This is a genomic window from Sporosarcina sp. ANT_H38 (assembly GCF_008369195.1).
In the GTDB taxonomy this organism is placed as follows: Bacteria; Bacillota; Bacilli; order Bacillales_A; family Planococcaceae; genus Sporosarcina.
Genome location: NZ_VOBC01000004.1, coordinates 220609 through 233314 on the forward strand (window position 1 = coordinate 220609; position 12706 = coordinate 233314).

Consider the following 12706-nt stretch of genomic DNA (forward strand, 5'->3'; position numbering starts at 1 on the left):
TATATATATGTTGTAACAAATGAATATGTTGTATGCGCTTTACAAGGGCTTTTGGGAAGCTACTAATAAAATCATAATACTCGGACATATAGGAATTCCTACTAATACCGCTTCGACGCTTTGTGGATGCCTCCCGCGATAAGCCAGAAAGAAGACCACTTTCGGTCTTAATGCTCCGGCCACCACGAAGACGCGCCTGCGCTGGATGGTCTATTTGAGAAAGCACATTTCGTTAGCTTTGATGTAATCTGCAACCTGAGTACGTCTGTCTTGAATATAAGTAGTATCAACTAATAATCACTTTATAAACTCAGCCTATACATCTCTCGATATTAATGAACACCCTAACCCTTGTGCAGGCGCTGCAAAGGCATTCCCAAGCGCCACAGCAGATTCGATGGGATTCTTTAATTCAACATATATACTAATTCGGAAAGGAAGAATAGAGAGATTAAGTCATGTTTGCGTTGGAACGCTATAGATATTCCCTACTTTTCATATGCCAAACTGTTAAAGTTTAAGTATATTTTTAATGAAAATCATCGAAATAAAATGAATGTTCATTCATTTTATGTTAAAATCTAACAATGGGAATGTTATAAGGGGGGATTTTATGTTTGTAAAAAAGGATTTTAAACAACAGACTATAAATGACGTTGCGATAGGAAACGGTACAGTGGCATTTCAAGGAGTAAAATTAAATGTTCATTGCTTCGTCGTGGATGGCGTTTTAATTGACACGGGTGCAAAATCATTGGAAAAGGAATTTAAACCGTTTTTCAAACAACAAGATATAGATCAAGTGGTACTCACACATTTTCACGAAGACCATACAGGCTGTGCGGCGTTTTTACAGAAAGAGCTACAGCTGCCTGTATATATGAATGACACAATGCGTGATTACTGTGCGTTGAAACCGGATTATCCAATGTATCGAAAGCTTTTTTGGGGGAAACGCAGTCCTTTTCATGCGAAGGTAATTGGAAGTTCGTTTTCATCGCCGAATGCAACATGGGATGTGATTGAAACACCTGGTCATGCCATCGATCATGTAGCGTTCTTAAATCGTCAAACAGGTCAACTTTTCACTGGAGATTTGTATTGCCAGGAAAAGACAAAGGTCGTATTACGTGAAGAAAGCATTCCAACCATTATTGACTCCTTAACGAAAGTAGTGACTTATGATTTTGAGGATGTATTTTGCTCCCATGCTGGCTATTTAGCGGATGGGCGTGCCGCTTTAAAAAGAAAGTTGGATTATTTAGAACAACTCCAAGGAAAAACAATCAAGCTGTACGAAGATGGAATGCCGCCAAGTCGGATTGGTAACACTCTTTTCCCAAAAAAATATCCCATCACCCGTTTTTCTTTAGGGGAATGGGACTCTTCGCACATTATAAACTCGATAATTCAAGAACATACGAAAAATTAAAAAAGAAGTACCTGTTTGTGGCGCTCAGAGGGTTTGTCGGAATGACATTTTAATGGTTTCGTTACGCCCCACCTACGTCCCCACCCGCAGCAGCAGACTGCGCTGCCTTTACGCAGTCAATTGCCACAACGATCGCCACAAGAAGTGGTTCCATCTCATCATCTTGAATTATCAACTGGTAGCTATCGCCCCATGTGAACCACTTTTTGCTGACAGAGCCAATCAGTGCACCATTTTGATACACTTCGAAATCCATATCCCACCAAGTCCCCCGTACTTCTATCCCTGCCGCATCAATTGTGTATCGTGCTTTAAAAAAAGAAAATTCCTTATTTATCGTTACCGTTTCTTGGCCTTGCACTTCGACAAAGAAAGTCGGTAGGAAACTAAACGTTTTTTTCGTGATCATCGCCACTTCCTGCCTAGCCACATCCACAATCGAAAATCTCTTCGGTATTTGCATGAAGCTTCCTTCTACGAAATACACTTCATTCTCTTCTGCATCCTTCACCGAAAACTTGCCGCTCAGACTTAACACCTTTTGCTTGATATACAACTGTCTCATGTAATCCCTCCTCGTACTAGAAGACTATTTTTTGTAAAACCTGTTATCTCTACTACGAATTGGATGACAAAACGTTTCACTTACTTACTAGAACAACAGCAAAACATTTAGTCCTGCTATTCCCACTCAAGCCCGCATCCGAGCCAACACCCGCTCCCCCGCGAGCGCATGCCCTAAATAATACGGATACGCAACAACTTTGTTGCGGTGGAAGTATAAAATATTCACAGCATCCGTTTCATCAAAATGAAAAAGCTTCGGCATTAAATGTGAAGCATTGGTCAATCGTTTTGGTGTCTCTCGGAACATGTCCTGATGGAGTGCATGCGCATCTAAAACGTTTTCACTATAATAAAATGCGAATCGATCTGGCATTGTTGTTTCGGCTACGTACAGCTTAATCTTGCCAATACTTAACTGATTTTGTGCAACCATTTTCGAAATCGCCTCGTCGTCATAGTCGATAGCATCCAGTCGCTCGGAATCTTCCTTCACTTTTACTTTCCCCTCGGCAATTGCCCAAAAAATCCGATGTGCCAAGTGCACCATGTCCATTTCAATCGCCAACTGAAACACTTCTTGCACAGATACCATGTTCACGCCACCCCTTCTCTTCGTCTAGGAAATTATAAAATCTCGTACTGTGGGTAAGTTTGTACAAAGTCATTTGTCGTCTAGGCTCCGGGCTCCAGATGCTCGGAGACTCACAGGATGTGAGTTACGCAGTCGTTGCCGCAGGACGCGGCGACCTTAGACTGCGCTCCTTGATAGCTGACCCGACTGTGAGGCAAAGATCGCCTCTTCGTCGGTTCATCTTATGCCTGTCGCATCTGAGCAGGCGCCCTGCGCTTTTGTTCTGACCAGTCGATGTTATGGAGAATGCCTGTTTCTTTCACGTAACGGACAGTTGTTGTTCCTGTGGGGCCATTGCGATGTTTTACTATATTAATTTCTAACAGGCCTGGCTTGTCTGTTTCTTTGTTGTAGTAATCGTCGCGGTATAAAAAACCGATCACATCTGCATCTTGTTCAATAGTACCCGAGTCGCGTAAATCGCTCATGACAGGGCGTTTGTTGTCACGGATTTCGACACCGCGGTTTAGCTGGGATAGACAAACGACAGGGCAGTCAAATTCTTTTGCCATTTGCTTTAAATCATTACTAATTTGCCCTACGACTTCAGTGCGGTTATAGCTCGGGGAATCGCCACGGATAATTTGCAAATAATCGACGAAAATAATCGGTTTTCGCTTTGGCTCCGTATGTATCATTTTTCTCGCTGCGGCACGCATTTGGGACACTGTCAGTCCGGCGCGGTCATCAATATGAATATTCGCTTCGTCCAATCTAGCGAGTGTCGGGAGCCAGTTCGATTTTTGCTTGTCCGTGAAATGCGTGTAAGGATTGCGCATACGCAGTCGGTTATAGCAGCCCGTTATCGCGATGAACCGGTCAATCATCGACGTTCTGCTCATTTCTAGCGAAAAAATAATCGGCTTATATCCCGCTAATCCTGCATGGAGCGCAAAATGGTTCAACGTATCAGTCTTTCCCATCGACGGTCTCGCAGCAATGACGATTAATTCGGCAGGTTGAAAACCGTCTAGTAATTTGTCCATATCATACAATCCAGTCGGCACGCCAGGTACATGCTGCATTTCTTCATAAGGTCTTTCGCCCATCCGCACCAAATCCATTTTAATGCCCGCATCGAGGCCTGCACTGCCTTTCTTTTCTAGATCCTCAAACGCTTGTTGAATCGTTCCAATTTCCCAATCCCCCTCTTTCGCATGTATGAGGATCTTGTTTTTTTCACGATTTTTCCATGCCTCACACATCATGTCAACATAACGGTCAAACTTCGTCGGGCTTGCAAAATCCGCCAGTTCAGCCAAGTAATTTGCGCCGCCAAGTAGCACGGGCTCCATCATCGTCAGTAGCGTCACATAATCGACGGGACGTTTTTTTGCCAGTAACGCCTGCATGCAACCAAAAATATTTTTGTGGATTTGACTGATGAAAAAATCTTGTAACACATCACTATCGACGATTAAATAATTCTCAGCCAACATCGTTCCTAACACACTTTTTTCAATCTGCTCATGACGATCCATCCTTTACACCTCCCCTTTGCTAAAGTCTAATTCGAATGGCTTTGGTGGCCTGCTTTCTGGCGACTCGCTGTCCCTTGATTCTTCCAAATAATTTTCAAAATTCGTCGCATTGAATAGCGTGGAAGGGCGTAAATACTTCTGCCAATGTCGATCACCCAGCCAGTTCTTAGCTTTCGTATCAATGACCTTTTTACAATCCGCCACTGTATATCCGTCACTGAAACGCCCTTTCACCAATCGTGCAGTCACCTTCGAAGACGCTTTAAATTGCTTGCAAGCTTTGTCATTTAAATAGTCAATGACAGACACAACGTCGAGATCGTTCTCGACAAGGTCTTTTTTAATACTTTTATTCTCTTTGGTTATTGCTAGGGGCATTTTGCCTTCTGTAGAGGGGGCAATTCGCACTTCCTCTTGAGCTGATTTTGCTGTCGGCAATGTTGCATGTTGCTCCGTTTCAAGTTGAAGTTTTGTATAATCAATGCGGTACCATTTCGTCTTGTCCATTTTCATTCGATTATACGAAGAGGTTGCAATGATATACCCTTTAACTTCCAGTCTACGAATCGCTCTTTTAATTGTATCGACAGACCAAAATGGGAATTCGTCACTTTTCCACTCTTCATATGTTTTGTAAACCCACTTATGCCCATCCCGAATATTGTTCGAGATGAGCGATCTAAAATGCAGTTGCTGGAGTACCATAGCCTCGTTCAACCCAACTTGCATCGCGAGCGATGGAAGCACCTGAAGCGGCGACTCTTTTATTAATAAATTCATCACGAATCCTCCTTTGTGTTTTCTGACCACAGCACGACGTCTTTTGCCTTAACGAAAGATGCCTTCACTCTTTATATAGACAATTCATACGAAAAAGGAGACAAAATGATAAAATTTATTTTTTTATTCACGTTGGTAATGATTACGACATTAAGAATGAACCACTTCTGCTATGTTTTTACCACTCGTTGCCAATGAGTTTACCAATGGGGTAAATTCAAGAAAGTGTAAATTTACAACGTTAAGGATTTTGAAAGAGAACAAAGGTGCAAGTGCCTGATCAGACACGATAAGGTGGAAGGATTGTGAGTAAAGGCGCTCTTTGCCTTTCCCCATAATCCTGTATAGACTCGTGGGGCTAGGCGCTGCAGTCTAGAAGACAAATCCCTATGTATCAACTTATCCAAAGTACGAGATTTTATAGTTTCCTAAACAATAAATAAGCCTAATTCCTTCGTATCTTGAAAGAGGAATTAGGCTTATGATCTTCAACAATCTTGCCCGTTAGTTGAAAAAGCAAATCTATTTTGCTTAGAAATCCCAATCTTTTTTATCAGTTTTTATTTCAATTGCCAAATAGTAAGAAAGTATAAAAGGAGTAAAAAAACGAGAAAATCGGCTTACTATTTTTATCTTTATTAATAATTTTTTCTCCTATTTCGAAAATGCGCTATCTATCAACTGCTGGATCTAAGGGTACAGACCTAGGTGATGTTTATGCAGCTGGTACAGAAGTTACTACTGCGAATGCTACTGCTGTGGGACATACTATCAATGGAATGGCTTCATAATAAATTAACCGGAAAATTAACTAATGGATACATTGAAATACGATCTTCCATCAAACTTGAAAGTATAGATAACTCTAAAAAAACAGCGTACGTTTTCGTTTTAAATACGCTGACTGAATTTAAGTAAAGGAGAGCTAAAATGACTGCTGAAATAGCAATTTCTACACTATACGCGATTGCTGGAATAATCGATATGATTCTATACATTGGGGTTATCCCAACAATTATCTATGCATTTTATTTACTACGTAAAATAGCAAACAAATAAGAAACACGCATTTTGGATTAGATTTAATTCAAAATGCGTGTTAATCAATTTCAATAATCTCGGGCGCCATTTTACGGACTATGCAGGATAAGTTAACCTGTAGGTGATTAAGATGAACACCCCCTTACAAGTTTTTTAATCTAACTCAATATAAATATGTTAGTTTCGCGAAAGTGACTAAAACCCTGATACTATGGGATTTTGGTCACTTTTTCTTTGAGTTGTCTTTCTTTCGTTGTTTTGAACCCAACACAACACCGTTTTTGGACCTGTTGTGTTAGATTAATAGGAAACAAACACTGAGGAGCTTCAATGTTTTCCTCCAACTGTTCAAGGACCTTATCTTGCAACCCGTCTACATTTAGACCTGTCTAGCGTTCACCAGAAAGCCCGTTAATTCAACGATGTATATTCAGCATAACGAAAGGGAAGGGCCATAGGAGGGTGACGGAGGCATCACAAGGGGTTACCTGTCTGGTTCAACTGCCGAGAACCGGCGTTATGTCAACTAAGTATGTATAAATAATATATATATTTTTAGATAAGCTGAAAAAGTCCTCCAATCGAGAATGGAGGACTTAATAATTAAGTGAAATTACCTGCTCGGCGTATCTATGATCTCGGATATTTCCGAAAGGAGAGGCGCGTGGTGAACCTTTCGCACCTCAACTATTCTTAAAAGGAATATATAAATTTTACTGTTTTAATTGAATCACCTTAGTTTAAAAGTGTTAAATGGTTACAGAATTGATTGTAGATAAAAGATTTATCTTTTTAATTATATCATCTTCTGTGTTATTGCTAAGTGGAATCGACTCTGAAGCATGTTTGGATAATTCCTTATGATCACCAACCATAATCGAGTATGCAGCATTCATAAACATAGAGATATCATTTGCATCATTTCCATAAGCTACATAATCTCCTTTTTCAATTCCCAATTTATTGAGAGCACTCCACTTATGAATCCCCTTAGGGCTTATGTCTATCACATTTTCATTTCCGTGTTTATGAATAACTACATCCAATTTAAGAATAGAATCTGTCATTCTGTCCATATCATCTGACGTTAAAATCAATATTTTAACAATGGATTTATGTTGTAAAGTATTTATATTTTTTGCTAATTTTAAGGGATCAAGATTATTCAAAATAGGATGATCTAAAGGACCCGTATATGTATAGTCCCATTCTCCATCAATTAAATATGTAGCATTATATTCATCTAATATATTACTTATAGAATTTCTTTGTACGTCAGTAAAAGAATTAGAATATAGTATATTCCCATCAACCGAAATTAAAGAGCCATTACCACCTATCATAGTGTAACTGTGAAACTTGTGATCTATCACAGGTAACATATCTCTAATTGGTCTTGCTGAAGCAAAAATTACATTATGCCCATTCGCTTTAAGACTTTCAAGCGAATTTAAAATTTTTTCTGATATTGGTTTTCCTTTAAAACATATTGTTCCATCTATATCAAATATAAAATTCATTGAATATATCACCCCTAGGTCTTATATGGTCATCTATAATTATTCACTTATTAATGTGAAAAACAACTCTTTGTAAAAAACTTTAATATTATGTCTTATTATACACTTATCGTGTTATATTTCACTATGCATTTGCAATAAAAAGTAAAATTAGGGGGTAATGTGGACGAATTCGCTATCGGCAACTAGAACAGCTGAAAAAAGAACAGTTTCAAATTCTATTGAGAAAATATCAGAATGTAGGTATAGTTTTTACGAAGAAATGCTTAACGAAGAAGGATTATTTTGGGATGACGAATTAAAAGCGTGGTTGGTGTTTAAATACGATTTAATTCAATCTTTATTAAAAGACAAAAGGTTCAAAGCGAATAGAAAAGGTGACTTTATTCAAAAGTTGGATACTTCTGAATATAACAAAGAAATATTATCTACTTTTTACTCAAATTGGCTAATGTATATGGATGCTCCGAAGAATTATTTTCAAAAGGAATCAAGGTTCACATATTAAATATGGGACTTGTAGAAGATACATCAATGGGCAGATTAATTTTAAGAATGTTATCAACTATTGCGGAATTTGACAGGGATATGATAGTTGAACGATTAGCAGAGGGGAAAACCATTGCGAAGCAGAATCCTGATTTCCGTGAAGGTAGACCGAAGAAATTCACTAAAAATCAAGTAGCACACGCTTTACAGCTATTGGAAACGAATTCCTATACGCAAGTAGAAGTAATTTCAGGGATTTTTAAAAGCACACTAATCCGTGCCAAAAGAGAAGTAGCTAAAGGGGAGGTTAATAATGGCAAAGAAATCACTTTCAGATTATCAAAGGGTTTTGGCGACCAAAAAGTAAACAGAATGGCTGTCAAACGAATTTTCGTTTGACAGCCATTCTGTTTTGAGCATTTAAAAAAGTTTATTTCACCATTTTAATTTTGGATATATTTCAGAGATTCTTATTCCTTCTATTGTTGCTTTTTCAAAGAGTTCTTCATATCCATTAAATTCTTGAGAATAGTGATCTTTAGTTCTTGATAGATAAGATTTACCAGGATTATGACTTATCCAATATTCATCGTCTTTATAATGAAAGTTTAGTTCATCACCCATCGCGATGATGCTTTTGAATTCTAAGTATTCTTTTTCCGTCATATATTTATCTCCTTTTTAATACCCCGTACCTCGGGTGTTACCATTCCAGTCATGTCTATGAGGTACTTTGGGATGAGCTTTTGGGTTTCCGTGATTAGTATAGTCAATATCTAAGTCCGCATTTCCGTTTTTATCATAGTATCTTCTTTGAAGAACTTTTCCGTTCCACGAGCCATCTGCAGTTCTATCTCGACTAGTACGAGGAGTTCCAGTCTTAGGTAATTTACTTGGATTATTGTCTACTGTGTGGCCGTCAGTTTTAGTTCCATCTTCTTTGTGTCCTTTATAAGCTCTTTCGGCAAAAAAAGCGTCTACTGCGTTATAAGCCCAAGTACCTGCTGCAATAACTGCACCACCAATTATAATAACGCCAGCGGTAGTGACGACAATTGGTCCTACACCAGGAATAACCCATGAGCCTGCTAGAGCTCCAGTTATGGCTAAACTATTAATTTCATTACCATTTTCAGCATATACTGCTTGTTCTAGTAATTCTTCAAATTCTTCTTTAGAGTAGAAAGTATCGTTGATGTAAAGACCATCATCTACCACTCTAATTTGTTCTGTGATTTGAGTATCTAGATTATTATCATCTTCTGAAGTGTTTACTGCATATGCAAAATCAAATGGAGAGATTGCTGAAGTAAAAATTATAGATAAAACGAGTAGAAAAGATAATATTTTTTTCTTGGTAATACTGGTATTCATGGTTATGTTTCCCCTTTAATGTGAAATATTTGTATTATTAAATATTATATACATAACTATTTAATAATGCAAATATACTATTATTTTAATAGACTTAGCTGCCTCTAATGACAGCTTTTCTTATTGCGTAATGGAGTTAACTATTTCCGTGAACGGGCGTTATGTCAACTAGAAGCACATGCAGCATACACACTTAGAAAGGTCTATTTCTCTTACAAGAAATAGACCTTTCTTATTTAATGTTCTTCAACTAAAGCTGCAGTTAGTACAATAAGAAGTTCCATAAAAAATTGCTTTTAAACCATTTATTAAATCTCTATTTTAATGGGTTTTCCAATTCATCTGATTGAAGAACTAACGCGGTTAATCCCGTTTCACTTCCGCTAATATGCCCTTCTCCTTTATCCCAGAATATCCCCAATCCTTTTTTCACCATTACTCTTTTTCGGTCTTCTCCTTCCACCCATCCTTCGCCTTCTACTATTAAGAATAGCTGGGGTACAGGTGCTTTATGGTAGCCAACAATACCGCCTTTCTCTATGTAAATAAAACCTATATTAGTAGGTGACTCTGTTTTCATTAGCTTTGAATAGAAAGCAGATATAGAGTTGTAATTACTAATTTCTTGAGCTATCTCTTTTCCAAACCTTAAAATTTCCATATATTCACCACCCATAATTATGTATTCTTTATTATACTTTTTTAAAACTTTACGGAACTCTTATTGAACTAACCCGTTAGTTGAACAAGAACAGGCAACTTTCAATACTTTTCACCGCTTTTTAAAAAACGAGCGAAAAACCTATATTTCCCTCTTCTTCCGTCGCAGCGGTTTCAGCCATGTCCAATTCTTTTTTTCGACTTGCCACAGTTTACTTTAGACGTAACAATTGTTCTCTGTCGTGTTCTTCCAGTTGTAACCGTCCCGGAAAAGACTCCTCGATATGACTTTTCAACTCCAATTGTCCTTTTACCAATTCATCAACCATTGCCTGCATGGCATTCATTTCTTTATTTTGTTGGATTAACAATTCTTGAAAAGATTCAAGTATTGTGGGAAGAACAATTAATTCTTTGCTTTCAATTCGTGTAACTTCTCCAAAAGCAACTTTTCCATTTCTTTTGGATCGGTGCGATGAATCTACCGTTTCCTTTGGTCTTTAATGACTTCATCTAAAAATGCAATACGTTCAACTTGTTGCTTACTTTACGTACGTTGGCCATTGTTATCTGGATCTTTAAAAACGGGCTCAGTTCCAGTATTCGAGTATCCTTCTAAGATTATCCCTCTAATTCCACTCATTCCCGCCCCCTAATTAATGCTAATTCCATCTAAATAAGGTCTATGAAATTATTTACGCTTGTTCAACTAAATGGGCCGTTTGTGCGATATGGATGCAATCGCTTAGACAGTAATCGCGCCCGTTTATGGAAAATCATAGTCTATTTAAACAACACTACCCATTATTAAAATAAGCTATTTTGAAATCAATTTTTTTCCGGAATTATCAAATCGAAAAACAGTCTTTTGTCCATCAAACGTTTCCCCGTTTATCTCAGTGTAGACTCCATCAGTGTAATTCGATATTGACCTCCTCCAAAATTTTTGTCCAGCACTGTTTTGTTCTAATGGGTTAGTAAACAACTCCCATTTCCCTATAAATTGGTCAAATACTATATTTGCTGCTCTTTCAGCAATACCTTTCCCTCTTAATGATTGAATTAAAAAGAACTCATTTACAAAATAGTCAATTCCTTTATTACAATGTGGTGGGGTTGCTATTAGGATAAACCCTGCTGGTATCCCATCTACTAAAATTACATAGGGGAATAAAACTTCTGGCTTTTCCCACCAAATATTTTGAACTTCATACTGATCACTTAATGTTCGAAAATCGTCACTATCCTCATATATCCCGTGAACATTCGGGATTCTACCATAATGTCCAGAAAGGTCATAAAGGTATAAAGGATATAAGTTTTTTATAATATATGCTTCACTTTTATCTGTTAAACGAACATCAATTTTCATAAGCTTCTCCTTTTAAAATAGACATAAAAACATATATGTAAGTTTTCATTTAAACAATTAATACCTTTTAATATTCTTCGTACTTTTTTGTTTCCTGCATGATTCAATCCTAATACTGACTAGGCTCAGATCCCTGGAAATGCGTCATTAATATTTGTAAACCTTAGCTGCAGTAACCAGTTCTAATAACTCATCAAGAGCTCCATAACATTTTTCTACTTAAGTTAAATGATAAAAAGTGATTGTTGTTTCAAAGTTGTTTAAAGCGCTATCTGGAGAATGAAGAAAAATTCTCTTCCCCTGCCCCAATGCAATATGAGTACCTTTTCCCCCGGGTAGTAAAATGACAACAAAATGGCTTCCACTACTCCATTTTGGAGAACATCCCCTTTTTAAATCTAAAGTTGCTGCTCCAAGGTAAACACAAATACCTTAGCAAATTCTTCAGCAATCTGGAAAGTTCACGGAATATTGACCTTATTGAAAACCAATCAAATTCGCATAACAAGTATAACATTATTCATTACCTAAAATATGGTTTATAATCTTTAATAATCCATGAATTATAGAGTCGTAAAAACTATCTCGAGGATGGTACATTTCATTAGCTGTAATCAGGTCATGAAGCTCATTATACTAAGGAACATTTGACTCCAAACAATTATGCTATTATTAATATAGTGAATGGTAACGGAAGGTAATGAGAAGAACTATGTAGCGATTGATGACGGCGTTCATCAAGGAGCAAAAACGAATTGAATGAGGGGGCTACGACGATGCAAAGGCTCTATTTTGAATCTGCATGGGACAAAACAATTGCTCCTATTGATCGTGAAAAAATTATGTATCATTTCCAGCAACAAACAAAACAGCTACAAGACGGCGTCCATTTGTCATTTTTCAGGAAAGCTCGCAATCATAAAGGTGAACAGCTGATTACCGTACTCATTCACAATTTTGAGGACATAAATTTCCGCTTACACAATACCGTCATTTCCTACTATGAACAAGACAAACAACTGGCCAATGCAGCGTTTAGCTTACCTTGTGAAATTGCCGGAAATACGTCTATGCCATGGACGTTTATATTCTCAGAAACAAATGAAACAACTGCAGATCCTCAGTATTCGATTTGGAATTAATACAAAATGAGAGCTACTAGGCAACACCTATTCAACATTTCAGAACAAGCACTTGAAAGCTTTTGGATTACGCTTGATGAAATGACCAGCTCAGTCTGCACAAAAACAGGAATAGTAAAAAGGGTTATCCATAAGTCGATAAAAACGACTTATGGATAACCCTTTTTCATTTACTCAAATTCAGCAAGACACCCTTTACTAATTGCAATTCACCAAT

Annotated in this window: 13 protein-coding genes and 1 pseudogene; 5 read left to right on the forward strand and 9 right to left on the reverse strand. The window is 37.6% G+C overall.

All coding sequences use genetic code 11. The features are described 5' to 3' along the window. The first annotated feature begins 613 nt into the window (after positions 1-613). On the forward strand, positions 614-1432 hold the full coding sequence (locus FQ087_RS19145; RefSeq protein WP_149582211.1) for an MBL fold metallo-hydrolase: 819 nt from the start codon (positions 614-616) through the stop codon (positions 1430-1432). A 61-nt stretch (positions 1433-1493) separates the two neighbouring features. On the opposite strand, the gene FQ087_RS19150 is transcribed toward FQ087_RS19145, so the two are convergent. The 4 genes from FQ087_RS19150 to FQ087_RS19165 form a co-directional block, all read right to left on the reverse strand. Continuing rightward, positions 1494-1997, reverse strand: a complete 504-nt coding sequence (locus FQ087_RS19150) for an LURP-one-related/scramblase family protein (RefSeq protein WP_149582212.1) — start codon at positions 1995-1997, stop codon at positions 1494-1496. A 126-nt stretch (positions 1998-2123) separates the two neighbouring features. Beyond that, positions 2124-2591 carry a hypothetical protein gene (locus FQ087_RS19155; protein ID WP_149582213.1) on the reverse strand — a complete coding sequence of 156 codons (468 nt, stop codon included), beginning with the start codon at positions 2589-2591 and terminating at the stop codon, positions 2124-2126. Between the two features lie 221 nt (positions 2592-2812). After that, complete coding sequence (locus tag FQ087_RS19160; RefSeq protein ID WP_149582214.1) at positions 2813-4111, reverse strand: replicative DNA helicase; 1299 nt, start codon at positions 4109-4111, stop codon at positions 2813-2815. 3 nt (positions 4112-4114) lie between these two features. Further along, positions 4115-4891 (reverse strand): conserved phage C-terminal domain-containing protein, encoded by a 777-nt coding sequence (locus tag FQ087_RS19165; RefSeq protein ID WP_149582215.1) that lies wholly within the window; start codon positions 4889-4891, stop codon positions 4115-4117. A 930-nt stretch (positions 4892-5821) separates the two neighbouring features. On the opposite strand from FQ087_RS19165, the gene FQ087_RS23155 reads away from it, so the two are divergent. Continuing rightward, entirely contained in the window at positions 5822-5950 is a 129-nt protein-coding gene (locus FQ087_RS23155) for a hypothetical protein (RefSeq protein ID WP_255452453.1), read from the forward strand. A 731-nt stretch (positions 5951-6681) separates the two neighbouring features. Here the strand turns inward: FQ087_RS23155 and FQ087_RS19170 are convergent. Continuing rightward, complete coding sequence (locus FQ087_RS19170) at positions 6682-7452, reverse strand: HAD-IIB family hydrolase (RefSeq protein ID WP_149582216.1); 771 nt, start codon at positions 7450-7452, stop codon at positions 6682-6684. A gap of 160 nt (positions 7453-7612) precedes the next feature. On the opposite strand from FQ087_RS19170, the gene FQ087_RS19175 reads away from it, so the two are divergent. Further along, entirely contained in the window at positions 7613-7960 is a 348-nt protein-coding gene (locus FQ087_RS19175; RefSeq protein ID WP_149582217.1) for a hypothetical protein, read from the forward strand. Next, positions 7924-8232, forward strand: a pseudogene (locus FQ087_RS19180) (recombinase family protein); the annotation flags it as partial. The gene FQ087_RS19175 and the pseudogene FQ087_RS19180, both read left to right, overlap by 37 nt. Positions 8233-8376: 144 nt before the next feature. On the opposite strand, the gene FQ087_RS19185 reads toward FQ087_RS19180, so the two are convergent. From FQ087_RS19185 to FQ087_RS19200, 4 genes are all read right to left on the reverse strand, one after another. Beyond that, a complete protein-coding gene (locus FQ087_RS19185; RefSeq protein WP_149582219.1) occupies positions 8377-8607 on the reverse strand; it encodes a hypothetical protein in 231 nt (76 codons plus the stop codon). Between the two features lie 15 nt (positions 8608-8622). Continuing rightward, on the reverse strand, positions 8623-9315 hold the full coding sequence (locus tag FQ087_RS19190) for a hypothetical protein (RefSeq protein WP_149582220.1): 693 nt from the start codon (positions 9313-9315) through the stop codon (positions 8623-8625). 316 nt (positions 9316-9631) lie between these two features. Beyond that, positions 9632-9976 carry a cupin domain-containing protein gene (locus FQ087_RS19195; protein ID WP_149582221.1) on the reverse strand — a complete coding sequence of 115 codons (345 nt, stop codon included), beginning with the start codon at positions 9974-9976 and terminating at the stop codon, positions 9632-9634. A gap of 816 nt (positions 9977-10792) precedes the next feature. Next, positions 10793-11347, reverse strand: coding sequence for a GNAT family N-acetyltransferase (locus FQ087_RS19200; RefSeq protein WP_149582222.1), 555 nt, complete (start codon positions 11345-11347; stop codon positions 10793-10795). A gap of 776 nt (positions 11348-12123) precedes the next feature. Between FQ087_RS19200 and FQ087_RS19205 the strand changes: the two genes are divergently transcribed. Continuing rightward, positions 12124-12489 (forward strand): SLAP domain-containing protein, encoded by a 366-nt coding sequence (locus FQ087_RS19205; RefSeq protein WP_149582223.1) that lies wholly within the window; start codon positions 12124-12126, stop codon positions 12487-12489. The last annotated feature ends 217 nt before the right edge of the window (positions 12490-12706 follow it).

Coding starts and splice junctions, on each gene's coding strand:
- FQ087_RS19170 (WP_149582216.1), bottom strand. CDS start 7,452: ATGAATTTTATATTTGATATAGATGGAACAATATGTTTTAAAGGAAAA.
- FQ087_RS19205 (WP_149582223.1), top strand. CDS start 12,124: ATGCAAAGGCTCTATTTTGAATCTGCATGGGACAAAACAATTGCTCCT.
- FQ087_RS23155 (WP_255452453.1), top strand. CDS start 5,822: ATGACTGCTGAAATAGCAATTTCTACACTATACGCGATTGCTGGAATA.
- FQ087_RS19155 (WP_149582213.1), bottom strand. CDS start 2,591: ATGGTATCTGTGCAAGAAGTGTTTCAGTTGGCGATTGAAATGGACATG.
- FQ087_RS19165 (WP_149582215.1), bottom strand. CDS start 4,891: ATGAATTTATTAATAAAAGAGTCGCCGCTTCAGGTGCTTCCATCGCTC.
- FQ087_RS19145 (WP_149582211.1), top strand. CDS start 614: ATGTTTGTAAAAAAGGATTTTAAACAACAGACTATAAATGACGTTGCG.
- FQ087_RS19175 (WP_149582217.1), top strand. CDS start 7,613: ATGTGGACGAATTCGCTATCGGCAACTAGAACAGCTGAAAAAAGAACA.
- FQ087_RS19195 (WP_149582221.1), bottom strand. CDS start 9,976: ATGGAAATTTTAAGGTTTGGAAAAGAGATAGCTCAAGAAATTAGTAAT.
- FQ087_RS19190 (WP_149582220.1), bottom strand. CDS start 9,315: ATGAATACCAGTATTACCAAGAAAAAAATATTATCTTTTCTACTCGTT.
- FQ087_RS19200 (WP_149582222.1), bottom strand. CDS start 11,347: ATGAAAATTGATGTTCGTTTAACAGATAAAAGTGAAGCATATATTATA.
- FQ087_RS19185 (WP_149582219.1), bottom strand. CDS start 8,607: ATGACGGAAAAAGAATACTTAGAATTCAAAAGCATCATCGCGATGGGT.
- FQ087_RS19160 (WP_149582214.1), bottom strand. CDS start 4,111: ATGGATCGTCATGAGCAGATTGAAAAAAGTGTGTTAGGAACGATGTTG.
- FQ087_RS19150 (WP_149582212.1), bottom strand. CDS start 1,997: ATGAGACAGTTGTATATCAAGCAAAAGGTGTTAAGTCTGAGCGGCAAG.